Annotated in this window: 20 protein-coding genes and 1 pseudogene; 11 read left to right on the forward strand and 10 right to left on the reverse strand. The window is 65.0% G+C overall.

The features are described from left to right. Positions 1-53: 53 nt before the first annotated feature. Positions 54-254, reverse strand: a pseudogene (locus JQ635_RS39005) (TetR/AcrR family transcriptional regulator); the annotation flags it as partial. Positions 255-328: 74 nt separating this feature from the next. On the opposite strand from JQ635_RS39005, the gene JQ635_RS20110 reads away from it, so the two are divergent. After that, positions 329-1,303, forward strand: a complete 975-nt coding sequence (locus JQ635_RS20110; protein ID WP_211411531.1) for an alpha/beta fold hydrolase — start codon at positions 329-331, stop codon at positions 1,301-1,303. Positions 1,304-1,457: 154 nt separating this feature from the next. Here the strand turns inward: JQ635_RS20110 and JQ635_RS20115 are convergent, their stop codons facing one another. Further along, positions 1,458-1,697: a hypothetical protein gene (locus JQ635_RS20115; protein ID WP_027547402.1), complete on the reverse strand. Its 240-nt coding sequence runs from the start codon at positions 1,695-1,697 to the stop codon at positions 1,458-1,460. Between the two features lie 329 nt (positions 1,698-2,026). On the opposite strand from JQ635_RS20115, the gene JQ635_RS20120 reads away from it, so the two are divergent. The 3 genes from JQ635_RS20120 (at position 2,027) to JQ635_RS20130 (ending at position 5,434) form a co-directional block, all read left to right on the forward strand. Continuing rightward, positions 2,027-2,935 carry a dihydrodipicolinate synthase family protein gene (locus JQ635_RS20120; protein WP_211411532.1) on the forward strand — a complete coding sequence of 303 codons (909 nt, stop codon included), beginning with the start codon at positions 2,027-2,029 and terminating at the stop codon, positions 2,933-2,935. Between the two features lie 141 nt (positions 2,936-3,076). Further along, positions 3,077-4,048, forward strand: coding sequence for an SDR family oxidoreductase (locus JQ635_RS20125; RefSeq protein ID WP_211411533.1), 972 nt, complete (start codon positions 3,077-3,079; stop codon positions 4,046-4,048). A 273-nt stretch (positions 4,049-4,321) separates the two neighbouring features. Next, positions 4,322-5,434: an alpha/beta hydrolase family protein gene (locus tag JQ635_RS20130; RefSeq protein WP_211411534.1), complete on the forward strand. Its 1,113-nt coding sequence runs from the start codon at positions 4,322-4,324 to the stop codon at positions 5,432-5,434. 15 nt (positions 5,435-5,449) lie between these two features. Here JQ635_RS20130 and JQ635_RS20135 read toward each other — a convergent pair whose 3' ends face one another. Continuing rightward, entirely contained in the window at positions 5,450-5,956 is a 507-nt protein-coding gene (locus JQ635_RS20135; RefSeq protein WP_211411535.1) for a MarR family winged helix-turn-helix transcriptional regulator, read from the reverse strand. 408 nt (positions 5,957-6,364) lie between these two features. On the opposite strand from JQ635_RS20135, the gene JQ635_RS20140 reads away from it, so the two are divergent. Continuing rightward, positions 6,365-7,921 (forward strand): porin, encoded by a 1,557-nt coding sequence (locus JQ635_RS20140; RefSeq protein ID WP_211411536.1) that lies wholly within the window; start codon positions 6,365-6,367, stop codon positions 7,919-7,921. Between the two features lie 294 nt (positions 7,922-8,215). Here the strand turns inward: JQ635_RS20140 and JQ635_RS20145 are convergent, their stop codons facing one another. The 3 genes from JQ635_RS20145 to JQ635_RS20155 form a co-directional block, all read right to left on the reverse strand. Further along, the gene (locus tag JQ635_RS20145; protein ID WP_211411537.1) at positions 8,216-8,707 is read right to left on the reverse strand and encodes a GcrA family cell cycle regulator; all 492 of its coding nucleotides are present in this window, start codon (positions 8,705-8,707) and stop codon (positions 8,216-8,218) included. A 74-nt stretch (positions 8,708-8,781) separates the two neighbouring features. After that, on the reverse strand, positions 8,782-8,979 hold the full coding sequence (locus tag JQ635_RS20150) for a hypothetical protein (protein ID WP_007603456.1): 198 nt from the start codon (positions 8,977-8,979) through the stop codon (positions 8,782-8,784). Positions 8,980-9,179: 200 nt separating this feature from the next. Further along, entirely contained in the window at positions 9,180-10,121 is a 942-nt protein-coding gene (locus tag JQ635_RS20155) for an acetamidase/formamidase family protein (RefSeq protein WP_211411538.1), read from the reverse strand. A gap of 163 nt (positions 10,122-10,284) precedes the next feature. Between JQ635_RS20155 and JQ635_RS20160 the strand changes: the two genes are divergently transcribed. Genes JQ635_RS20160 through JQ635_RS20175 form a run of 4 tightly spaced genes read left to right on the forward strand, consistent with a single transcriptional unit; the run spans position 10,285 to position 14,294 of the window. Continuing rightward, complete coding sequence (locus JQ635_RS20160; protein ID WP_211411539.1) at positions 10,285-11,058, forward strand: YdcF family protein; 774 nt, start codon at positions 10,285-10,287, stop codon at positions 11,056-11,058. 60 nt (positions 11,059-11,118) lie between these two features. Then, a complete protein-coding gene (locus tag JQ635_RS20165; RefSeq protein ID WP_211411540.1) occupies positions 11,119-11,901 on the forward strand; it encodes a DUF169 domain-containing protein in 783 nt (260 codons plus the stop codon). Positions 11,902-11,910: 9 nt separating this feature from the next. Beyond that, positions 11,911-13,089 (forward strand): saccharopine dehydrogenase family protein, encoded by a 1,179-nt coding sequence (locus JQ635_RS20170; RefSeq protein ID WP_211411541.1) that lies wholly within the window; start codon positions 11,911-11,913, stop codon positions 13,087-13,089. Between the two features lie 29 nt (positions 13,090-13,118). Further along, positions 13,119-14,294, forward strand: coding sequence for a saccharopine dehydrogenase family protein (locus JQ635_RS20175; protein ID WP_211411542.1), 1,176 nt, complete (start codon positions 13,119-13,121; stop codon positions 14,292-14,294). Between the two features lie 126 nt (positions 14,295-14,420). Here the strand turns inward: JQ635_RS20175 and JQ635_RS20180 are convergent, their stop codons facing one another. After that, the gene (locus JQ635_RS20180) at positions 14,421-15,617 is read right to left on the reverse strand and encodes an FAD-dependent monooxygenase (protein WP_211411543.1); all 1,197 of its coding nucleotides are present in this window, start codon (positions 15,615-15,617) and stop codon (positions 14,421-14,423) included. Positions 15,618-15,764: 147 nt separating this feature from the next. Here JQ635_RS20180 and JQ635_RS20185 point away from each other — a divergent pair, with 147 nt between their 5' ends. Beyond that, on the forward strand, positions 15,765-16,235 hold the full coding sequence (locus JQ635_RS20185) for a MarR family transcriptional regulator (RefSeq protein WP_211411629.1): 471 nt from the start codon (positions 15,765-15,767) through the stop codon (positions 16,233-16,235). Here the strand turns inward: JQ635_RS20185 and JQ635_RS20190 are convergent. From JQ635_RS20190 to JQ635_RS20200, 3 genes are all read right to left on the reverse strand, one after another. Beyond that, entirely contained in the window at positions 16,210-17,460 is a 1,251-nt protein-coding gene (locus JQ635_RS20190) for an O-antigen ligase family protein (RefSeq protein WP_211411544.1), read from the reverse strand. The two genes, JQ635_RS20185 and JQ635_RS20190, sit on opposite strands and share 26 nt — an antisense overlap. 186 nt (positions 17,461-17,646) lie before the next feature. Then, the gene (locus JQ635_RS20195) at positions 17,647-19,197 is read right to left on the reverse strand and encodes an undecaprenyl-phosphate glucose phosphotransferase (RefSeq protein ID WP_211411545.1); all 1,551 of its coding nucleotides are present in this window, start codon (positions 19,195-19,197) and stop codon (positions 17,647-17,649) included. Positions 19,198-19,317: 120 nt separating this feature from the next. Further along, positions 19,318-20,451 carry a glycosyltransferase family 4 protein gene (locus JQ635_RS20200; protein WP_211411546.1) on the reverse strand — a complete coding sequence of 378 codons (1,134 nt, stop codon included), beginning with the start codon at positions 20,449-20,451 and terminating at the stop codon, positions 19,318-19,320. Positions 20,452-20,652: 201 nt separating this feature from the next. On the opposite strand from JQ635_RS20200, the gene JQ635_RS20205 reads away from it, so the two are divergent. After that, positions 20,653-22,959, forward strand: coding sequence for a GumC family protein (locus JQ635_RS20205; protein WP_211411547.1), 2,307 nt, complete (start codon positions 20,653-20,655; stop codon positions 22,957-22,959). Positions 22,960-22,965 lie beyond the last annotated feature (6 nt).

Below are 22,965 nucleotides of genomic sequence, written 5' to 3' on the forward strand. Positions count from 1 at the left end.
GCGACGAGCGCTTCCTTGCTTGGAAAGTATTGATAGAGCGAGCCGACGCTGACGCCGGCGATTTCGGCGATGCGGTTGGTGCTCGCCTTCTCAAAGCCTTCCTTGACCAGAATGCGAGCAGTTGCCTCGACCAATGCGTCGACGGTGGCGCGAGAGCGCTCCTGCAAGGCATTTTTCCGGGGTTTTGTGGGCGGTTTGCGGGCCACGGCCTTGTGATCTGAATGCGAGTAGGAAAAGCGAGCGAATGCTCGCATTATATCGACAAGTGGCGGCGGGTCGGCAAGCCTCTTTGTCGCCGTTTCGAAAAGAGCCAGATGGGGATGTGGCCATGAGCGTTGCCAGGATCGTGTCGGCCTTGCAGTTCTGCCCGGGCGGTTGCGCGTTCAGTCCATCGGCCCGGCGCGATCCTGCACCAAGCCTGCAAAGCCGCGCTTTCAATCTGCTGCTGCGCCTTCTTCCGTTCAAGGAGCAGCTCGCATCAGCCGAGGCCGTGCAGGCGCACGTGCAGAAGCTCGCATTGGAGCCTGTAACGTTCGAGCCGACGGGGCTTGGCCGCGGCGTCGAGGCAACGTTGACGAAGATGGGCGGCTGGTCGGTCTATTACACCGCGCCGTCTTCGGGACACGAGGGCTGCAACTACGTCATGTTCCTGCATGGCGGCGGCTTCATCAACGAGATCGTGCCGGCGCATTGGCGCTTCGTCGGGGAGATGACGCGCAAGGCGCGCGTGTGCTGCGTCGTGCCGATCTATCCGCTGGCGCCGCGCGCGACCGCGAAGGATGTCGTGCCGGCGACGGCGGAGCTGTTACGCATGCTGCTGGAAGACGCAGGGTCCGCAAAGGTCACGGTGGTCGGCAACTCCGCCGGCGCGGGGCTCGCGCTCGCGGCCTGCCAGTGGCTGCGCGATCGCGGCCATCGGCAGCCAAGCCGGCTGATGCTGATCTCGCCCGCGGCCGATGCGTCGGTCAGCCGTCCGGAGCAGGTCGCGATCGCTGCGCGCGATCCGATCCAGGACATTCCGGGGATCATTGAAGCGGGACGGCTCTATGCCGGAGAGCTCGACGTCGGCCATCCCTTCGTCAGTCCGCTCAACGGCGCGTTCCGCGCGCTGGCGCCGATGACGATCTTCACTGGGACGCGCGATCTACTTTACCCCGACAGCGTCGATCTCGCGGAGCGGGCGAGGACCGTGGGTGTGCCGGTCGAGCTGCATCTGTTGCGTGACCAGCCGCATAATTATGCGCTGATGCCGACGCCAGAGGGACGGCGGGCGCGTGCGATCATCTTGCGTGAGGTGGCTTAAGGGGAACAGCGTGATCATTGTCACAGAGCGCTGCCGCGAACGGTCCGGCGCTGGCGGTGCCCGCGTGGAGGGACAAGGCGGCCCCCGGGGCGTTTCCTCCTAGATCAGTCGTCCTGGTTTCCGTCGACCCGGTACCAGTAGTTTTGCGGGGCCTTCAGGCGTGGCCCTTGATCTCGTAGTGACCCGGCACGCATTTGTAGCGCTCGAGGCGCCAGTTAGCGTGATAGATCGGATGTTCGCCCATCCATTTCGCCAGCGGTGCCTGTGCACCGATTGCACACTGCATCATCGACATTTCGGGCGTCATGTTGCTGTCGGTCACGATTTCCTCGACGCAAGCGCCCGAGGCAGATGCACCTAGCCGGCAGAGCACGGCAACGACGGTCACGAACATTCCTGTCACCTCATCGGTAGTTTCAGACCACGAAGAGGATGCAAGCGGAGTGCCAGAGCCTGTGACACAAACAACACGCTGGCCTGGACGACTCGACCCAGCGTCCACCTTCATTTGACGATTCGGATTGTAAAAAAATTGCCATTAACCCGAAGCCGGACAAATACGGGGAACCCGCAGCCAAACACCCAGGAATGATCGATTGTCAGGGCTGCGCCGCGTATGAGCCACTTCACAAGGCCCGCGCGGCCGATACGATTCGTGAAGTTGCGGGACACTCGTCAAAAGAGCGGGGCTGCCGCAGCACACAGGAAACGCGAGGGCGGACCATGAAGGTACGACCGACCGGCGTGATCCCGCCGATGACGACGCCGTTCCGGAAAGACGGCGAGATCGACTTTGAGCTCGTGGCGCCCCAGGTCGACTGGATGATCGGCGCCGGCGTGCACGGCGTTGCGGCCGGCGGTTCCACCGGCGAGGGCCACACGCTCGACCACGAGGAATATCGCGACCTCGTGGCCGCGACGGTTGAGGCGGTGAAGGGACGCATTCCCGTGATCGCGGGCATCATCGTCGACTCCACGCGCGATGCGATCCGCCGCGGCAAGCTGGTCCGCGACATGAATGTCGCAGCGCTCCAGGTCACGCCGGTGCACTATTTGTTCAAGCCGGACGACGAGGCGATGGTCGCGCATTTCCGCGCCATGGCGGACGAGACCGGCATGCCCATCATCATCTACAACGTCGTGCCGTGGTCGTATCTCTCGCCGGCGCTGTTGACGCGGATCATGACCGAGGTGCCGCTGGTCGTCGGCGTCAAGCAGAGCGCGGGCGATTTAAAACTGTTCGCGGACTTGATGATGATGGCGCCCGACAAGCTGATCTACAGCGCCGTCGATGCCCTGATGTATCCGTCCTACACGCTCGGGGCCCATGGCTCGATCGCCGCGATCCTGACCGCGGCGCCGCATGCCTCCGTCGCGCTGTGGGATGCGGTGAAGGCGGGCGACCATCCGCGCGCGCTCGACCTGCACAAGAAGCTGCTGACGGTGTGGAACGCGGTCATTGCCGACAATCTACCGGCCTGCACGCGTTACGCACAGACGCTCCAGGGACTGCCCAGGACATATCCGCGCGCGCCGATGCCGGAGGCATCAAGCACGCAGCAGGCCGCGATCCGCAAGGCGCTGGAAGGCCTTGGCGCGCTAAACGGGCCGCGCATCGCGGCGGCCGAATAGTCCGCACGCCGAAATAACGGACATCGAACGGCAGCGCCGATCCGCTTTTACCTGCGGATGCGGCGCTGCTACATTTTGCGCGCGCCGACGAACGGCGCAGTGACAAGAAACACACCGATAAAGGGAGGGGCCGAAAGTCCCATGAAGGATTTTGCTGGAAAGATCGCGGTCGTCACCGGCGGCGGCACGGGAATGGGGCGCGAGCTCGCGCGGCAGCTCGTTGCCGAAGGCTGCAACGTCGCGATGTGCGACGTCTCGGAGGCCGCGATGGCCGAGACCAAACGGCTCTGCGAGGTCGAGAAGCTGCCGCAGGGATTGCGCGTCACGACGCATGTCGCCGATGTCGCGATTGAAGATCACCTCAAGCGCTTCCGCGACGAGCTCGCCGAGCAGCAGAAGACGGACAGGATCCATCTCTTGTTCAACAATGCCGGCATCGGCGGCGGCGGCAGCCTGTTCACCAACACGCGCGAGCAGTGGGAGCGCACCTTCAGCATCTGCTGGGGCGGGGTCTATCTCGGCGTGCGCACCTTCCTGCCGATGCTGGTCGCGGCCGACGAAGCTCACATCGTCAACACCGCCAGCGTCAACGGCTTCTGGGCCTCGATCGGCATGAACCAGGCGCACACCGCCTACAGCTCGGCCAAGTTCGCGGTGAAGGGATTTACCGAAGCGCTGATCAACGACCTGCGCCTGCACGCCCCGCACGTCAAATGCTCGGTGGTCATGCCAGGCCATATCGGCACCTCGATCGTTTCCAATTCGCGCAAGGTGCAGAGCGCGGACGGTTCGGAGCGGCTCAACGCCGACGAGGTCGCGCTGACCCGCAAGCGCATGGTCGCGGCCGGCGTGCCGGATGCCGACAAGATGGCGGACGAGGACATCCAGGCGGCGTTCGCCGAGCGCGCCCGCAGCTTCCTGGAGGATGCGCCGACGACGGCCGCGCAGGCCGCGAAGATCATCCTCGACGGCGTCAAGGTGGAGCGCTGGCGCATCCTTGTCGGCGAGGACGCCAAACGCCTCGACGAGCGCGTCCGCACCACGCCGGAGCAGGCCTATGAGCGCGCCTTCTACGAAAGCTTTACCCAGGAGGTCGGCTGGCGACTCGGTTGAGTCTGCTTCGCCGCGGCGGCCGGCGACGCGCCGATATGGGTATGATGATCGTCATGGCAAGAGGTGCGCGGGTCATTTGACGTGCCACCTCTTGCCAGTATTGGCAGCCCTATGACGAATTGGAATGTCACGCATGCGACATGGCCCATCGTTCAAGCGTCATTCAAGCGATGGTGATCTCAAACGCCTGTAATGTCGCCCGCGACAGCTTGGTCGGCGAACCAAAATAGTTTAGTCAATCAGGGGTAACGCGATGATAGAGCGTAGCTCCCGATGATGCCCGCATGCCTCTCCGACGACTGGATCCTTTGCCCGGAGAGAGAGGACATCTCCGCTGAATTCACGCGGCTCCTCACCGCGGCCCAGGAGGGCGGCGCCACGATCGCGGAATGCCTGATGATCGCGCGGCAGCTCAAGCGGGGCGACGAGCAGTCCTGGCATCGCGAGTGGAAGAAGCTCGCGCGGACCAATCGCCACCGTGCCGAGGCCGCGTTCGCGGAAGGCCACATGGCAACCGCGCAGCGCAACTGGCTGCGGGCCCTCAACTACTATGGTGCGGCGGCGATGCCGCTCGATCCGGCCGACGAGCGCCGCTGGGTTGCGGTGCTGGCGATGCAGGAATGCGCCCGCCGCTATCTCACGGCGCGCGCGCCGGCCGGCGAAGTCGTGACGATTCCCTGGGTCGAGGATCATGCGTTGCAGGGCTACTTCCTGCCGGCGCCGTCGGCGCGGCGAAGGGCGCCGACCGTGATCTGCATCGGCGAGCCCGGACACCGCAAGGAGGAATTCCTGTTCAAGCTCGCGCCGCATGCGCGCGAGCGCGGACTGTCGATGCTGGCGCTGGACCTGCTCGGCGACCAGCGCGACGACTACACCGATACGCTTCTGCAGCGCCGCGACCTCGAGAGCGCGATTGCGAGCGTCATGGATTATCTGGAGACGCGCGACGACGTCGATTTCGACCGCGTCGCCATCGTGGCGGACGGGTGGGGCTCCTCGTTCGTGGCGCGCGCGGTGTTGCAGGAGCCGCGGCTGGCTGCGGCGGTCTGCGACGGCGGCCTCTGGGATCTGCACGAACGATCCTTCTTCGCCAGCCGATTTGCGATGAGCGACCTCAGCATCGTCCCGGTGCCGCATGCGCCGCTGATGGCCTCCAGCGCCGATTGTCCGGTGCTGATCACGCTCGGCGAGGATGGCTGGCTCAAGGCCGACCGGGCGCGTCAGATCGTCCAGAAGTCCCGGCTCGGCAGCTCCGACATCGCGCTGAAGGTGTTCACCGCCACGGAGACCGGCGCGGCCCAGGCCCATGCGGACAATCCGAGCCTTGCCAACGAATACATCTTCGACTGGCTGGAGACGCGGCTGGGCGCTGGACGGCGCGCCTGAGCGCGACCTCGGCTCTCAGAAATCGAGCGAGATCCGGACGCAGGCCTTCTCCAGCCGGGTCTTCAGCGTCGCGAGCTTCCCGGTGAATTCCGTCAGCTCGTTCTCGTCGAACTCCTGGAAGACGAATTCGCGAATCGTCTTGTACTGCTCGTTGAGGCTCGCGATGTGCTTCTGGGTCTTGTCGACCAGGGACAGCCGCACTACGCGGGCGTCGGTCGGCGAGGGCCGCCGGCGGAGCAGGCCCTTCTTCTCCAGCAGCTTGGACTGGGTGGTGACGAACGAGGGATCGACGTGGAGCAGCTTGGAGACCACGTTGACGGGCACGCCGTCGTCCTTGTCGAGGTCGGAGATCGCCATCAGGATCAACCATTGCGGGCCGCTGATGCCGAGCGTCCTCGCCCAGAACTGACGCAGCTCCTCCAGATACATGTTGATCGAGGATATCTCCCAGGTGAAGCGCCTGATGATATCCAGATTGCCGATGGAGCGCAGGCGCGCTCCTTCTTTCCTCGTCGCGGACACAGCATCACTCCCGTGAAATGATTCTTCAGGCCGGTGTTCGTGCGGAGGGCATAGTCCACGCAAGCCTGCCCTGACGCAAGTGCAGAGCAGGGTAATCTTGTCACTAAAACTACAAAGATGAGCCGGTCAGCATATTCGCCCCGCCCGGGTGTTGCGCCCGGGGCACAGGTTTAGTGAAACCACAAAGCTGATTAAATAAACTATTTTGATTAGCGTAATGGCGAAGGCATATTGGCGCCTGACGGTGGGGGGTACTCGATCGTCCCGTTGCAGGTGGTTCGCTCACGTCCCTCGCGTCGAAAGCGGGTGTGTCCGAAAGCGCGAAGCGGCCGAGCGGATTTGAAGAGACGGGGATCTGGGGGGCCTCACGGTCCAGTCTCCGCAAAATGAGCAACTTGGAGGTTTTAAATGAAAATGGTGAAGAGCCTTTTGCTCGGCACTGCGGCGGGTCTGATCGCCGTCGGCGGAGCTCAGGCAGCCGATCTTCCGGTCAAGGCCAAGGCGGTCGAGTACGTGAAGATCTGCTCGCTCTACGGCGCGGGTTTCTACTACATCCCGGGCAGCGACACCTGCATCAAGCTCGGCGGCTATCTGCGTGCCGAAGTGGCGCTCAATGCCGGCGGCAACTACAGCGCCCAGTACAACGGCGTATTCGCGGCCAATAACCGGCTCACCAACTACTACTCGATGCGTGCTCGTGAAGATCTCAACATCGACACGCGCACCGCGACCGAGTACGGCGTGGTCCGCACCTATTTCGACGCGGTCTTCACCTGGACGACCGGCAACTATGGCGGCACCGGTTCGGCCACGGGCGGCACCCAGTACAGCAGCACGATCGGCCTCAATGCTGCGGGGACCGGCCTCACGGGCTCGAGCGGCGGTGCCGTCAACGGCACCGACGGCGGCATCTCCGGCGGCGCGCTCGGCGTCTACTACGCCTTCATCCAGTTCGCCGGCTTCACCCTGGGTAAGGCCGTCTCGCAGTTCGACGCGCCCTGGATCAACTATCCCGGCAACAACTTCGACCAGCTCGTCGGCGGCAGCGGCACCACCAATGGCGTCGTTCAGGCCACCTACACGGCCGATTTCGGCCAGGGCGTGACGGCCGCGTTCTCGGTGCAGGACCAGACGCAGGTCTTCCAGACCAACATCTGGAACACCGCCGGCATGTCGACCACCGGCGTCCTCGGCGGTGCCTACGGCTCGAACAACCTGGGCGGCTCCCGTGCTCCCGACATCGTCGGCATGGTCCGCGTCGACCAGGCCTGGGGCCTGTTCCAGGCGTCGGTCGCCGCGCACGACAACCATGTCGGTTACTACGGCGCGACCGAAGTCACCGGTCATCCCGAAGACAAGTGGGGCTGGGCCGTTCAGCTCGCCTTGCAGATCAAGAACATCCCGACCGGTGCCGGCGACGTGATCAACGTCTCGGGCGTCTACACCGAGGGCGCGAGCCGCTACAACTTCCAGGAGCTAGCAGCGACCAGCTACTCGATGTTCGGCAGCTCGAACGCGGCGTATCAGAGCATCGGCTTTGCCGGCGTGTCTGACGCGGTGTTCGGTCCGGGCGGCGGCCTCGAGCTGACCAAGACCTACGGCTTCCGTGGTGCCTACACCCACAACTGGAGCCCGTTCTGGAACACGGCCGTCTACGGCGCGTGGGCTGCGGTCAATTACAGCGGCACGGCGAAGAGCCTGATCTGCGGCAGCGCCGCGTTCGCGACCCTGACCGGCACCTGCAACCCGGACTTCAACATCGGCCAGGTGGGTGTCATCACCCGCTGGACGCCGGTGAAGAACCTGACCTTCTCGGCTGACTTCACCTACAGCCATCTCGACCAGAAGTATTCGGGCGTGATCACGACCGGTGCTCTGACGGGCGTCGCCAAGCCGGCGGCCACCTACGAGCTGAAGGACCAGGACACCTACAGCCTGCTGCTGCGCGCCCAGCGCAACTGGTAAGGTCGGTCTATCGGATCTGATGAAGCCCCGGCGGGAAACCGCCGGGGCTTCTTCTTAAAGAGAAGGCTTTCGGAAAATCCGGTGGCCTGTGCAGGGGACGAAGACGAGCTATGCGATTCGATCGTCTTCAAACTTATTTACTTACCTGAGTTAATCAGCTATATAGCTCTCAGCCAAATACGAAAGTTGCGGCTCTTAGCTTCACGCTAAGCCTCCAGGAACCTCCGGTGATGCCCCGCCGGAGGTTTTTCTTTTGGGGGCCGGTTCGCGTCAAGAAACGCGTCAAGCACGATGCTAGCCGCGCATCATGCGGGCGCGCGAGTTCGGCCGGTAGGCGAGACGGCTGTGACCGGCGCAATAGGACTGGCCGTCGGGCGCGCTATTGCCGCAGAAACAGAAATCCTCCGCACCCGGCGTCGAGATCGGCCAGCGGCAGCGGTTCTCGGACAATTCCAGCAGCGAGCAGCGATTGGCGTCGTCGATGGGACCGGCGACCACGGGCGCGTCGGTCTCGCCATAGATCGTCGCGAGCATTTCATATTGCAGTCGCGGCACGGCGCGTGTCGCGCGCGCCGGCGGCGCGAGGCTTCGCTCGAGCCTGCGGTCTTCGACCGCGCGGCTGCGGGTCAGATTGAGCCGGGACAGCTTGCCGATGACCGCATTGCGGCTGACGCCGATGTCGGCGGCGATCTCGCGGCAGGAGAGGCCGGCCTCGAAGTGCTGCTTCAGAAGTTCAATTCGTTCGTCGGTCCAGGTCGGTGAAGAAGTCGGTGAGAGAACAGGCATTGGTAACGGTCCCAGGTTGCAGATGTCGGCCATCCGCCCTGTCGAGATCCGTCCGCCTCACGTCCGGCGCGCGCTCACGTCCTGCCATTGTCGCGAATCGACAGAAGCCCGTCCTTGATGGCGAGACGGATGCCTTCCTCGATCAAGGTTCGTGCGACGCCGGGAACGCTGGTGCCGTGGGTGCCCTGTCTCACCAGTTTCTCCAGATAGGTGATGGTCGAGAGCGCCAAGGTTACGGGAATACGGTCAGTCTCGGCTTTTTCGGTGGCCATGGCCCGAACGCTAGCCTCTTACTCGGGTACATAAAAGTAACGATTAAGACTCTATTTAGGTTCGGGGGTGGAAGTCAAATGCGGTCTCGGGCCTTAGCTCAGCGCATTGGAATCGCTTGAGAAATCGGGCTCGCGGCAGCGCGCCGCGCGGAAACCGGCGCGGCGGCGTAGCGTTGACAGGGCAGGAGGTGCGGGCCGGCTCAGCCGTGCACGATGGCCTTTTCGATCATGCAATGGATGCCCTTGGAGCCGTTGACGGTCTGGGTCACCCGCAGATCGGCCGCCAGGCTGCACAAGGTGTAGGCGTCCTCGCGTGACAGGTTTCGCCTCTCGCCGAGCAGCGCGATCATGTCGCGCAGCGCGCGCACAGCGCACTGGTCGAGGTCGGGGTCCATCGCCATGGTCATGTAGTGCGTGGCCGTCTCGGCGCGGGGATAGTCGAGCTTGAGATCCTTGCGCAGCGTCAGGCGGAAGCGGCCCTGCAGCGCGGTCTCGATCGCGGTGACGCAGACCTCGCCGTCGCCCTGCACGCCATGGCCGTCGCCGCAGGAGAACAGCGCGCCCGGAACGAACACCGGCAGATAGAGCGTCGCGCCGGCGCCGAGCTCCTTGTTGTCGAGATTGCCGCCCATGGCGCGCGGGACCAGCGAGGAGATGCGGCCCCAGCTAGGTGGCGGCGAAACGCCCATCACGCCGAAGAACGGTTTGAGCGGCAGATCGAGGCCCCATGGCAGGCGGCCGACCATCCGCGTCCGGTCCAGCGGAATGTTGAGGATGCGCGTCTCGTGGAAGTCGTCGGGCAGGGTGCCGGACAGCGGCTTGATCATGTTCCAGCCCCAATCCTGCCGGAGCTGGACGTCGAGGATCTCGACCGCGAGCACGTCGCCGGGCTCGGCGCCCTCGACCGCGATCGGACCGGTGAGGATGTGGCCGGGCAGCATGCGCTCGCTTTTGGCATGGACCTCGTACATCTCCGGCGGAATATGAAACTTGTCGCGGTCGGGCAGCATGTCGGGGCCGCCGCTGATGGTGTCGACCGTCACCTCGTCGCCGCTTTTGATCGTCAGGACCGGCTTGAGCTTGGCTTCGAAGAAGCCCCAATGGCAGGTCTCAGGGCTTGAATGCAGGTGGTGATGGGTCATTTGCGGCCGTCCAATCGGTTTTGCTCGTCATGCCCGGGCTTGACCCGGCGAGCGATCCTCTTTCAAGAAGATTTCCGATCATGGACGGGCCGGTCAAGCCCGCGCATGGCACGATCATTCGAGTGAGGCTCCCCTGTATTTCGTCCTGTCCAAGACAATCGGCATGGCGCTGCTGCCGATCAATCTCCTGGTCGAGCTCGGCATCCTGTCGCTGGTGCTGATGCTGACGCGCTTTGCCGCGCTTGGCCGCAAGCTTGCGGTGACCACGCTGGTCCTGCTGGCGCTGGCTGCGTTCTCGCCGCTCGGAAATCTGTTGCTCTATCCGCTGGAGTCGCGCTTTCCGCAGTGGGACCCGTCGCGGGGCGCGCCCGACGGCATCATCGTGCTCGGCGGCTCCGTCGACACCGATCTGTCGGCGGCGCATCGCACGCCGGTCGTTCGGCACGCAGCCGATCGCTTGTTCGCGCCGGCTGATCTCGCCCGCCGTTATCCCAACGCACGCATCGTTTTCACCGGAGGCACTGCGAACCTCGTCTCGACCGAGGCCAGGGAAGCCGACTACTCCGCACCGGTGCTGGAAAACCTGGGCATCCCGAAGGAGCGCCTGATCCTCGAGCGCGACTCCCGCAATACCTGGGAGAACGCGATCTTCACCAGGCAATTGGTGTCGCCGAAGCCGGGCGAGCGCTGGCTGCTGGTCACCTCGGCCTTTCACATGCCGCGCTCGATGGGAATCTTTCGCAAGGCCGGATTCGATGTCGAGGCCTATCCCGTGGACTGGCGCATGGGCGGGCGCGACGATCTCTTCGCGTTCACCCGCATCGGCGGCGAGGGGCTTGCCAAGACCGACGTCGCCATGCGCGAATGGATCGGCCTCCTGGCGTACCGCATCATGGGCCGGACCGGCGAGTTGCTACCGGGGCCGGCCAAGGACTAGAACGAGGGTCGCAAAACAAGAACACAGCACCGGCGCGCGACCGCCGGCCGGGAGGACGCGATGCAGCAGCAGAGCGCAGACAGGATCGATCTCGCCGGCCTCGTCGCCGATCTCAACAACCTGTTGCGGCTGAAGACCACGGTGATCGGCATGAAGCTGTTTGCGCAAGCTGCCGACATGGAGGCGATCCCCAAGATCCGGCGGCCGAACGCGATCCATACCACCGACCAGATCGTCAGCATGGCCGCGCGGCTCGGCTGGACCGTCGGCATCACCGCCGAGGATCTGGTCGGCGCGCAGTGCCGCGCGGTGATTGGGCTTAGCCCCCAGGACGACAAATGGCTCGCCGGCGAAAACTATGTCGGGGTCTGGCACGGCACCGCGGAGGACGCACGCAAGCGCCAGGAGGCGCTGGACGTGGTTCCGTTCGGGCACTATCAGGCGCTCGCGGTCAGTCCGCTCGCCAGCGGCCGGCTCGATCCGCCCGACATCTGCCTCGTCTACGCGACGCCGGGGCAGATGATCATCCTGATCAACGGGCTGCAATATACCGGCTACAGGAAATTCGAATGGGGCGTGGTCGGCGAGACCGCGTGCGCGGATTCCTGGGGCCGGGCGCTCAAGACCGGGGAGCCCAGCCTGTCCTTGCCATGCTATGCCGAACGGCGCTATGGCGGCGTGCCGGACGAGGAGATGCTGATGGCCCTGAAACCTTCGCATCTCGCCAAGGCAATCGAGGGCATGAAGGCGCTGGCGAAGAATGGCCTGCGCTATCCGATCCCGCCCTATGGTATTCAAAGCGACGTCCGTGCCGGCATGGGCGTGAGCTACGCGAAGAAGTAAAGGCCAGTCATGAGCTCTGCGAAATTCGACATCGTCGTCTACGGTGCGACCGGTTTCACCGGCCAGCTCGTCGCCGAATATCTGGCGGCGCATTACGGGGACGACAAGGCGCTCAAATGGGCGATGGCGGGCCGCAGCCTCGACAAGCTGAAATCGGTGCGTGATGCCATCGGCGCGCCCGCCGACACGCCGCTGATCGTGGCGGATGCGTCGGACGCGGCCTCGCTGAAGGCGATGGTGGCGCAGACCAAGTCGGTGATCACGACGGTCGGTCCCTATCAATTCTACGGCGAGGACCTGTTAGCTGCCTGCGTCGCTGCGGGTGCGGATTATTTCGATCTGTGCGGCGAGCCGGTCTGGATGCGGCAGATGATCGACAAGTACGATGCGGCGGCCAAGGCAAGCGGCGCGCGCATCGTGTTTTCCTGCGGTTATGATTCCGTGCCGTTCGAGCTCGGGACGTTCTTCGTGCAGGAGGAAGCCAAGCGCGTGTTCGGCGCGCCGGCGGCGCGCGTGAAGGGCCGCGTCCGCGACATGCGCGGCACGCTGTCGGGCGGCACCGCGGCGAGTGCGAAAGCGACCTTCGACGCTGTCGCCAAGGATCTCAGCCTCGTCGCCATCCTCAACGACCACTTCGCGCTGACGCCCGGCTTCACCGGACCGAAACAGCCGAAGGGCAACAGGGCGGTCTTCGAGGAGGACCTGCAGTCCTGGGCCGCGCCGTTCATGATGGCGCTGATCAACACCCGCAACGTCCATCGCTCCAACATGCTGATGGGCTTTCCCTACGGCCAGGACTTCGTCTACGACGAGATGGTTTTGACCGGTCCCGGCGAGAAGGGCGAGGCCAACGCCAAGCGCGTGATGGCGGCCAACGCCGAGAAGACCGGCCCGAACGCGCCGAAGCCGGGCGAGGGCCCGTCGAAGGAGGAGCGGGAGAAGGGCCTCTTCAATCTCCTGTACGTCGCGATCGCGCCCGACGGCCGCATGGTCCGTGCCGGCGTCACCGGTGACCGCGATCCCGGCTACGGCTCAACCTCGAAGATGATCTCCGAATGCGCGATCTGCATGCTGCGTGACGCGAGCGATGTTGCCGCCGGCTTCTGGACGCCTGGCGCTGCGATGCAGCACAAGCTGATCAAGCGGCTGCAGGACAACGCGGGGCTGACGTTCAGGGTGGAAGGCTAAAGCCCGCGGTCCAGCAGGAAGCGTGATCCGTGTCCGCGAAGTTCGACATCGTCGTCTACGGTGCGACCGGCTACACCGGTCAGCTCGTTGCCGAGTACCTCGCCGCGCATTACGCAGGTAGCGGCGCGCCGACCTGGGCGATGGCGGGGCGCAGCAGGGACAAGCTCGCCTCCGTTCGCGACGCGATCGGTGCACCCAAGGACACGCCGCTCATCGTGGCGGACGCCGCCGATCCTGTGTCGCTGCGGGCGATGGTGGATCAGGCAAAGCTCATCGTCACCACCGTCGGTCCGTACCAGCTTTACGGGTCCGATCTGCTTGCCGCCTGCGTCGCGTCGGGCACCGACTACATGGATCTCTGTGGTGAGCCGATCTGGCTGAAGCAGATGATCGACAGGCATGAGGCGGCCGCCAAGGCGAGCGGCGCGCGCATCATGTTTTCCTGCGGCTTCGATTCGATTCCCTTTGAGCTCGGCGCGTTCTTCGTCCAGGAGGAAGCAAGGCGCGTGTTCGGAGCACCAGTGCCGCGCGTCAAGGGGCGCGTCCGCAACATCAGCTGGAAGTTCTCCGGCGGCACCTCGGCGAGCGCAAGGGTCACCTTTGAAGCGGTTGCGCAGGATCTTAGCCTGGTGTCGATCCTCAAGGATCCATTTGCATTCACGCCTGGATTCGAAGGGCCCAAGCAGCCGCGCGGCAACAAGCCCGTGTTCGAGGAGGACCTGCAGTCCTGGTCCGCCCCGTTCGCGATGGCGACCCTCAATACACGCAACGTCCACCGCTCCAACATGCTGATGGGATTCCCGTATGGCAGGGATTTCGTCTACGACGAGATGGTGCTGACGGGCGCGGGGGAAGAGGGACAGGCCAACGCCAAGCGCGTGATGGTTGCCAACAGCGAAAAGACCGGCCCTGAGGCGCTCAAGCCCGGCGAGGGACCGACGAAGGCGGAGCGCGACAACGGCCATTACGACCTGCTCTATGTCGCGATCGCGCCCGATGGCCGTCAGGTTCGTGCGGCGGTGAAGGGCGATCTTGATCCGGGCTATGCATCAACGGCCAGGATCATCTCCGAATGTGCGATCTGCCTGTTGCGCGACACGCCGAACGTGGTGGCCGGTCTCTGGACGCCGGGCGCGGCGATGCAGCACAAGCTGATCAAGCGGCTGGTCGAGAACGCTGGGCTGACGTTCGGGATGGAAGGGTAGGGTCTTTCCGCTTGCGAGCCATCGTAGGGTGGGCAAAGGCGCAACGCGCCGTGCCCACCATCTCTCTGCGATCGCATCAGCAATGGTGGGCACGCTTCGCTTTGCCCACCCTACGGCAGCGGAGTCCTACGCCGCCCGCGCATCATACGCGTACATGAACTCCATGCTCTTGGAGCCCAGCGGCAACAGCCATTTCAGCATTCGATTGCGGACCCACGCGCCGGTGGCGCTGAACTCGCGCTTGCTGTTGCCGTTGCGGCGGGCCATCGCGACGATCTTCTCGGTGCGTGGACGGCGTTCGGCCTCGAAGGCCTGGAAGGTGGCGCCGAGCTCCTGTCCCTCCTGCATCAGGCGCGCGAGCCGCATCGCGTCCTCCAACGCCAGCGAGGCGCCCTGGCCGGCATGGGGGCTGGTCGCATGCGCGGCGTCGCCGATCAGCAGCGAGCGCTTGCGCGACCAGGTCGGCAGGGTCGCAACATCGAGCGTGTCGGTGACGACGATGTTCTCGGCCGCTTCGATGATATCAGGGATCGGATCGTGCCAGCCGCGGTGGAAGCCGCGCAGATGCTGCTTCAGCGTCGCGTGGTCGAGCGCGCGGAACATCGCCGCGTCCATGCCGTGCGCGGGCTGGGTGCTCCACCACATCACGCCGTCGTTCGGATCCGGGCTGCAATAGCCGTAGCCGAAGAAGCCGCTCTGGCCAAACGTGGTCTCGACGTGCCGGCCGATTGATCTACCGTCGAGCACGGCGTGCGGCACGAAGCCGCCGAAGCCGATCAGGCCGGTGTCGAACGGCTGCGGGCCATCAGGCACGACTTGGCGGCGCACCACCGAATGCACGCCGTCGGCGCCGATCAGGAAGTCGCCTTCGGCAGTGGTGCCGTCGGAGAAGTAGGCGATGATCGGCTGGTCACCGCGATCCTCGATCTTGATCAGGCGCTTCTCGAAATAGAGCGAGACGCAGGCGCACCAGGCCTTGTCGATCAGGATCTCGTTCAACGTCGCGCGGGAAATGTTGACGGCCGGCTGGCCGAAGCGCCGCGCCATGTCGCGGTTGATCGAGCCTAGCTTCTCGCCCCCTTGCGAATAGAAGTCGAAGGCCTCCGCGACCGAGCCGCGGCTGATCAGCTCGTTCGCAAGGCCGATCTCGTCCATCACGTGCATGCCGTTCGGTGCGATCTGGAGGCCGCCGCCGATGCCCTTGGAATAGGGCCAGGCCTCGTAGATCGCGGACTCGATGCCGGCGCGGCGCAGCAGGATCGCGGCGACGGGTCCGGCGATGCCGGCTCCGATGATCAGGGCCTTGCGGGGACGATAGGACATGACTTGCTCCCGACGTTTCCGTGGTGCTAGGAGAAATTACGGTCGCTAAATCTCTTAGTGACTAAGATATATATCGAGTAAGATAAGAGGTCGACCTTGTCAAGGACGAAGGCGCGCGCTGCGCTGTTGCAGGAGCTCGAGGCGGCGATGCGCCGGTCCTCCGCGCAGGGCGTGCTCTATGGCCAGACCGTTGCGAACGTTGCCGGAATCGCCAACTCCGACCTCGAATGCATGGACATCCTCTATCTCGAGGGTCGCGTCACCGCGGGCCGGCTCGCCGAGGTCACGGGCCTGACGACGGGCGCGATCACCGGCGTGGTCGACCGGCTCGAGAAGGCCGGCCTCGTGCGCCGCGAGCGGGATGAGAAGGATCGCCGCAAGGTCTATATTTCCGTCGTGCCGGAGACGGCCATGAAGATCGGCCAGCTCTACGTGCCGATGCAGCAGGCGATGGAGAAGGTTTTTAGCGCCTATTCCGACGAGGAGCTGCGTCTGCTGCTGCGCTTTGCGACGGAGGGCTACAAGGGCGTGCTCGCGGCAACGGAGGCGCTGAAGGGCCTGCTCGACACGCCGCCGGAGAAGCGTCCCGATCTCAAGCTGAAGAAGCTTCGTCGCTAACCTTGTAGATTTGCGCCGCGGCGATCATGCCCCACATCGCGCCCAGCATCATCCAGAAGTGCCGCCAGTGGTCGGTGTCGATCACAAAGCTCTCGCCGACGGTCCCGACGAAGGAGGAGAAGATCGCAAGATAGGCGCGCTGCCAGGGCACGCGGACGAAGATGTGCCTGAAGCCCATGATGACGGTGGTGAAGACCAGCGCGGGATAGCAGACGCCGGAGAGCCAGCCGCCGGACATGAAGGCGTTGAGGTAGGAGTTGTGGGTGTCCTCGGGAAAGTAGCGGTGGAATTGCAGCGGGCCGATGCCGAACGGCAGCTCGAGCGCCATCTCCGCACCGAGGATGTGCCGGCCGAAGCGGCCGAAGCGGCCTTCGTCGTAGCTCTGGTCGAAGCTCGCGCGCTGCTTGAACATCTCGGCGGTGGAATCGAATGACAGCAGCACCGCGATCAGCGCAAGGCCCAGCACCGCGGCGACGATCGCCATGATGACGATGCGCGAGCGCTGCGCGTTGGTGCGGCTGGTCAGCACCATCAGCGCCAGCATGAAGGCGGAGGTCAGCACGAGGCCGCCCCAGGCGGCGCGCGAGAACGCGAGCAGGATCGCCAGCGACATGATGCCGAAGGCGATGACGTTGCGGAACGCTTTGCCGAGCTTGTCCGAGACCACGCTCTGGAGCGCGAACAGCGCCGGCAGGATCAGGAAGGCGCCGAGCACGTTCGGGTCCTTGAACGTGCCGCGCGCGCGGCCGTAGAGCGTGAGCAGGTCGTCGCCGCCGGGAACGAGGTGGAAGTAGCCGGCGACCGCCGACAACGAAGCGACCATCGCGCCGACCACGAGGCCGCGGCGGAGCATGTCGAGCCGGGCCGCGGTATCCTCGGAGGTGACCATGGCGAAGAACACCACGGTGACCGCCATGTACCAGGAGGTCGCGATCCAGCTCACCACCTCGGGCTGCTCGAACAGCGGGATCGCGCTGATGGTGTAGCCGACATTGAGCAGAACCAGCATCAGCACCAGCGGCATCATCGCGAGCCGCAGGCGCAGGCCGGTGGCGAAGAAGGTGACGCTCGCGAGCAGCGTCACGATCTCGTAGGGGCTGGGCTCGATGAAGACGATGGCGCCGGAGGCGCCGACCAGCCATACCAGCGCGCGCTGGAGCGCCAGCACGCCGGGCGCGGCCGGTGCGGCCAATTTCACTCCACCGGCTGTCGCCGCATACGCCATCATACGCTCACGCTACTCATACGCCACAAACACAACTTCCGCCGTCATGCCCCGCCTAGTGCGCAATTGCGCACGGGGGGCGGGGCATCCAGTACTCCGCGCTGTCAGTGGCGACGTTCGCCGCTGGTGATTACTGGATCGCCCGGTCAAGCCGGGCGATGACAGCGCATTCTTGGCGCACTCAACTCAATACGCGTTCTCGTTCTTGGTCAGCAGCGAGACCGGCGTCTTCAGGAGAATGACGAGATCGACCAGCACTGACCAGTTCTCGATGTAATAGAGGTCAAACTCGACACGCTTCTGGATCTTCTCTTCATTGTCGATCTCGCCGCGCCAGCCGTTGATCTGGGCCCAGCCGGTGATGCCGGGCTTGACGCGGTGACGGGCGAAATAGCCGTCGACGGCTTCGTCGAACAGGCGGCTCTGCAGCTTGCCCTGCACCGCATGCGGGCGCGGACCGACCAGGGACAGATTGCCGGAGAACACCACGTTGAAGAGCTGCGGCAATTCGTCGAGGCTGGTCTTGCGGATGAAGCGGCCGACGCGGGTGACGCGCGGATCGTTCTTGGTCACCACTTTCGACGCCGTCGGGTCGGCCTGGTGGTGGTACATCGAGCGGAACTTGTAGACGTCGATGCGCTCGTTGTTGAAGCCGAAACGCTTCTGGCGGAACAGCACCGGACCGGGGCTGTCGAGCTTCACGGCCAATGCCACCAGTCCCATGATCGGCAGTGCCGCGAGCAGCGCGATGCCGCCGACGATGCGGTCGAACAGCCACTTCATCACCAGATCCCAGTCGGTGATCGGCGCCTCGAACACGTCGAGCGTCGGCACATCGCCGAGATAGGAATAGGAGCGGGGACGGAAGCGCAGCTTGTTGGTGTGGGCGGAGAGGCGTATGTCGACCGGCAGCACCCAGAGCTTCTTCAGCATCTCCAGGATGCGCGTCTCAGCGGAGATCGGCAGCGCGAACAGCACGAGGTCGACGCGGGTGCGGCGGGCGAACTCGACGATGTCGTCGACCTTGCCGAGCTTGCGCGCACCTGCGCAGGTGTCGAGCGCGCGGCTGTCGTTGCGGTCGTCGAACACGCCGAGCACGTGGATGTCGGAATCGTCCTGCGCCTTCAGCGCTTCGACCAGCTCCTCGCCGTTGCGGTCGGAGCCGACGATGATGGTGCGGCGGTCGAGCCGGCCCTCGCGCGCCCAGGCCCGCACCAGCGAGCGCAGCACCAGACGCTCCGCGATCAGCGCGGCGAGCCCGAGGACATAGAAGGCGGCGAGCCACAGCCGCGACATTTCGCTGCCGAACTTGGCAAAGAAGGAGACGCCGATGAACAGCAGGAAGACGAACGACCAGGACGAGATCATCCGCGTCATCTGCCGGAGATGTCCGCGGAACAGCTGCACCTGGTAGATGTCGGCAGCCTGGAAGCAGACCACGGCTGCGATCGCGACGGCCACGATCTCCGCAGGATAGATCCAGCTGAAGCCGCCGGCGAGCGGCATGACATAGCCGACATAGACCGCGATGCCGACGAGGCACAGCAGAGCGAAGTCAATGAGGCGGACGAAGCCGGTGATCACGATCGGTGAATAGGCGCGGGCGACCTTCTGGTTGACGACCTCGAGCGCGGCGGGCGAGAGCCGGCGGCGGCGCTCCACAAAGGGCTGGTCAGCGGGCTTGGCCGCGGCGCTGGTCGCGGCATCGAGCATCGAGCGTGCGTTGAGCGGTTCCACGGGCGTCCACGTCCATTCCAAGAACCCGCGGGTCGCGGCTTTGCGGCCCCGGGCAAGCATCCCCTGGCACCTCGATTACCGAATAAATCGGAAGATTTTCTAAAGCGGCCTTAAGGATGGTTAATGATTGGCGAATGCGTCGCGATAGCCCGCGAGCACGCCGTCGACCATTGCCTGCTGGGAGAAACGCGCGGAGATGCGCTCGCGCAAGGATGTCGCGCGTTGCGCGGTTGCTTGCGGATCGTCCAGCGCCGCAGCGATCGCCTCGGCCATGGCCTCGGGATTGCTCGGCGCAAACAGAGCGGGGCTGTCGGTGCCGAAGATTTCGGGAATGCCGCCGATCTTCGATGCGATCATGGGAATGCCGGCGGCTCCCGCCTCGATCACCACATAGGGCATGGAATCGCCGCGCGAGGGCACGACCAGCAAGCGCCCCTTGGAGAAGCCATAGCGCGCCTTGACGTGACCGATGAAGCGGATGGCGTTCGCGAGGCCGAGCTTCTCGACCTGCGCCTTCAGCGCCGCCGTCTCCTCGCCGTCGCCGCCGAGGGTGAGCGTGACGTTCTTGCCGCCCTCGCGCAGCCGTGCCACGGCATCGACCAGCAGGTCGGCGCCCTTGATGTGCCTGAACTCGCCGACATAGCAGAGGTCGGTCGCATCCTCGGCGGTGATGACAGGCTCGAATTCCTCCGGCGTCACGCCGTTGAAGACGCAATGCACCACGCCCTTGGGCGTGCCGACGATGCGCTGATAGGTGTCGCGGGCGAAGGCGCTCTCGAACAGGAACAGGTCGGTGGCGCCCATCAGCGAGCGTTCGAGCCGCGCGTAGAATTCGCCCTTCAAGGTGTTGAGCGGATAGTGCAGCGAGCCGCCATGCGGGGTGTAGATGCGGATGGTGTCGTCGGTGCGCCGCCGCATGCGGATGAAGGCGCCGGCCTTGGCGCCGTGGCCGTGCATGACGTCAGGCTTGAGCTTCGCGATCAGGCGCCGCATCCGCACCCACACCATGACGTCATCGGGCGACGGCTCGCGGCGGATCGCCATGCGGTGCACGCCGAGCTTCAGCCGCGGCGCGAGCTCGACCAGCGCCTTGTCGGCACGTTCGCCGCCGGTGAGGCTGTCGGCGAGGATTCCGACATGATGACCGCGGTCGACCTGGCCGTTGGCGACGTCGAGGATGTGGCGGAAGATGCCGCCGACCGGAGCGCGCACGGCGTGCAGGATGCGTAGCGGCTGGTCGGGTGAGGGGGGCATGATCAAAACCAGCGCTCGACGGCGAGTACCGAACAATTCCAGGAAATATCGAGATGGATTAAGAGCCTTCGTGGTTAACAAACGGTGAGGAGCGTGCGGGTGCGAGGCGCGGGACGTCGCGATTAACCCAGCGGCAACCTTAATGGAGTGTAATCGCGGTGGTTGAGGTAGAGTCGCGGCGTTGCCCTGCGGGAGTGTTCGATGCGTTTAGCGTTCTGGCGTGCCGGCAAGGACAAGGCGGTGGTCGAGCGGGCTGTCTCGAAGTCCAAAGCCGAAGCCGCGCTCAAGGCCGAATCTACCAAGCCCGAACCGACCAAGGTTGAAGCAAAGCCTGCGCCCGTTGTCGCGAAGCAGGCCGCAGTCGAATCCGGTGACATCGATCTGCACGCGCTCGGCGCGGCACTGGCGCGCAAGCGCGGCTGGATCATCGTGCCGACGGTGCTGGCGCTCGTCGCCTCCATCGCCGCGGTCAATCTCGTCACGCCGCGCTACAAGTCGGAATCCCGCATCCTGATCGACGGCCGCGAGAACGTGTTCCTGCGCCCGAACAGCGACCGCGCCGAGGAGCGGCAGGCGCTCGACGCCGAGGCCGTCACCAGCCAGGTTCAGCTCGTGCTGTCGCGCGATCTCGCGCGCGAGATCATCAAGAAGAACAAGCTGGCCGAACGCCCCGAATTCGATCCCGTGCTGCAAGGAATTTCGCCGCTGAAGTCGCTCGCGGCCCTCGTCGGCATCGGCCGCGATCCGTTCTCGATGACGCCGGAAGAGCGCGTGCTGGATGCCTATTACGAGCGGCTTCAGGCCTACGCCGTCGACAAGTCGCGCGTCATCGTCGTCGAATTCCAGTCCGCCGATCCGGATCTCGCCGCGCGCGTCGCCAACTCGATCGCCGAGGGCTATCTCGTGCTGCAGCAGAGCGCGCGCCAGGACCAGGCCAAGAACGCGAGCCAGTGGCTGTCCGGCGAGATCGACAATTTGCGTAAGAAGGTCTCCGAGGCCGAGGCCAAGGCCGAGGACTTCCGTTCCAAGTCGAGCCTGTTCGTCGGCACCAACAACACCACGCTGTCGAACCAGCAGATGGGCGAGGTCAACACCCAGCTCAACAATGCGCGTGCGCTGAAGGCCGACACCGAGGCGAAGGCGCGGCTGATCCGCGAGATGCTCCAGAGCGGCAAGCCGATCGAGGCGTCGGAAGTGCTGAATTCCGAGCTGATGCGGCGGCTGTCCGAGCAGCGCGTGACGCTGCGTGCCCAGCTTGCCGAACAGTCCTCGACGCTGCTCGGCAACCATCCGCGCATCAAGGAATTGAAGGCGCAGCTCGGCGATCTCGAGACCCAGATTCGCGACGAAGCCAGCAAGATCTCGCGCTCGCTTGAAAATGACGCCCGGATCGCCAGCGGCCGGGTCGACAGCCTGACCGCAAGCCTCGAGCAGCTCAAGAAGCAGGCGACCTCGACCAATGGGCAGGACGTGCAATTGCGTGCGCTCGAGCGCGAGGCCAAGGCACAGCGCGACTTGCTCGAGACTTATCTTGCCAAGTATCGCGAGGCCAACACCCGCGAGACCATCGACACCGCGCCGACGGACGGTCGCATCATCTCGCGCGCCATCGTCTCCAACACGCCGGCTTACCCGAAGAAGCTGCCGATCGTGCTGATCGCGACGATCGCGACGCTGCTGCTCTCGTCCGGCGTCGTCGTCACCGGCGAGCTGCTCCGCCAGACCGCGCCGCGCGCGGCGGCTGTCTTCACCCCGGCGCCGGCAGCGGTGCAAACGCAGGCCGCGGTTCGGCAGGAGCCAGTCGTCCAACCGGCGGTCGAGCCGTTCGTCGAACCGGTCGTCGAGCCGGTGATAGCGGAGCGCGCGCCGCTTCAGCCGGAGATGACGGCCGATGCCGGTGTCGCCGAGTTCGCCGAGATCGAGCAGCTCGCCGACAGTCTGCGTGCCGCCGGTCCGGGGGCGAAGAAGGTCACGGTGCTCGGCACCGCGCCGGGCGAAGCCGTCACGCTGTCGGCCTTGACGCTGGCGCGCCATCTGGCGCGCGAGGCGCGCGTCGTCGTGGTCGATCTCGCCGCGTCCTCGCCGACGATCGCCGCGGTGTCCGTCGATGCTTCCTCGCCCGGCCTTGCCGAGCTGATGCAGGGCGAGGCCTCGTTTGCCCAGGTCATCACCCGCGACAAGCTCTCGCGGCTGCATCTGGTCAAGGCCGGCCGTCCCGGCTTCGACCGCAGCCTGCTGCAATCGCCGCGCGTGGGCCTCGCGATCGACGCGCTGCTGCGCGCCTACGACCACGTGCTGCTCGATGCCGGCGGCGCGTCCGACCTTCCGGCGGAGCTGCTGACGACCAACGCCCGCGCCGTCGTGGTGCCCGATGCCTCGATGGCGCCGGATGCGCGCACGCAGATGTGCGAGCAGCTGAAAGCCGTCGGCTTCAGCGAGGTGACGATGCTGAGCAGGCCCGTGCAGGCGTCGGATGCCGTGGAGCCGCCGCGCGTGGTCGCGGCGTGATCTCTC

The organism is Bradyrhizobium iriomotense, assembly GCF_018130765.1.
Taxonomy (GTDB): domain Bacteria; phylum Pseudomonadota; class Alphaproteobacteria; order Rhizobiales; family Xanthobacteraceae; genus Bradyrhizobium; species Bradyrhizobium iriomotense_A.

Excerpts from the sequence above, each read along its gene's own strand:
- JQ635_RS20140 (WP_211411536.1), top strand. The coding sequence starts at position 6,365 with ATGAAAATGGTGAAGAGCCTTTTGCTCGGCACTGCGGCGGGTCTGATC.
- JQ635_RS20155 (WP_211411538.1), bottom strand. The coding sequence starts at position 10,121 with ATGACCCATCACCACCTGCATTCAAGCCCTGAGACCTGCCATTGGGGC.
- JQ635_RS20150 (WP_007603456.1), bottom strand. The coding sequence starts at position 8,979 with ATGGCCACCGAAAAAGCCGAGACTGACCGTATTCCCGTAACCTTGGCG.
- JQ635_RS20125 (WP_211411533.1), top strand. The coding sequence starts at position 3,077 with ATGAAGGATTTTGCTGGAAAGATCGCGGTCGTCACCGGCGGCGGCACG.
- JQ635_RS20160 (WP_211411539.1), top strand. The coding sequence starts at position 10,285 with ATGGCGCTGCTGCCGATCAATCTCCTGGTCGAGCTCGGCATCCTGTCG.
- JQ635_RS20145 (WP_211411537.1), bottom strand. The coding sequence starts at position 8,707 with ATGCCTGTTCTCTCACCGACTTCTTCACCGACCTGGACCGACGAACGA.
- JQ635_RS20205 (WP_211411547.1), top strand. The coding sequence starts at position 20,653 with ATGCGTTTAGCGTTCTGGCGTGCCGGCAAGGACAAGGCGGTGGTCGAG.
- JQ635_RS20200 (WP_211411546.1), bottom strand. The coding sequence starts at position 20,451 with ATGCCCCCCTCACCCGACCAGCCGCTACGCATCCTGCACGCCGTGCGC.
- JQ635_RS20110 (WP_211411531.1), top strand. The coding sequence starts at position 329 with ATGAGCGTTGCCAGGATCGTGTCGGCCTTGCAGTTCTGCCCGGGCGGT.
- JQ635_RS20130 (WP_211411534.1), top strand. The coding sequence starts at position 4,322 with ATGATGCCCGCATGCCTCTCCGACGACTGGATCCTTTGCCCGGAGAGA.
- JQ635_RS20120 (WP_211411532.1), top strand. The coding sequence starts at position 2,027 with ATGAAGGTACGACCGACCGGCGTGATCCCGCCGATGACGACGCCGTTC.
- JQ635_RS20165 (WP_211411540.1), top strand. The coding sequence starts at position 11,119 with ATGCAGCAGCAGAGCGCAGACAGGATCGATCTCGCCGGCCTCGTCGCC.
- JQ635_RS20190 (WP_211411544.1), bottom strand. The coding sequence starts at position 17,460 with ATGGCGTATGCGGCGACAGCCGGTGGAGTGAAATTGGCCGCACCGGCC.
- JQ635_RS20115 (WP_027547402.1), bottom strand. The coding sequence starts at position 1,697 with ATGTTCGTGACCGTCGTTGCCGTGCTCTGCCGGCTAGGTGCATCTGCC.
- JQ635_RS20185 (WP_211411629.1), top strand. The coding sequence starts at position 15,765 with ATGCGCCGGTCCTCCGCGCAGGGCGTGCTCTATGGCCAGACCGTTGCG.
- JQ635_RS20180 (WP_211411543.1), bottom strand. The coding sequence starts at position 15,617 with ATGTCCTATCGTCCCCGCAAGGCCCTGATCATCGGAGCCGGCATCGCC.
- JQ635_RS20170 (WP_211411541.1), top strand. The coding sequence starts at position 11,911 with ATGAGCTCTGCGAAATTCGACATCGTCGTCTACGGTGCGACCGGTTTC.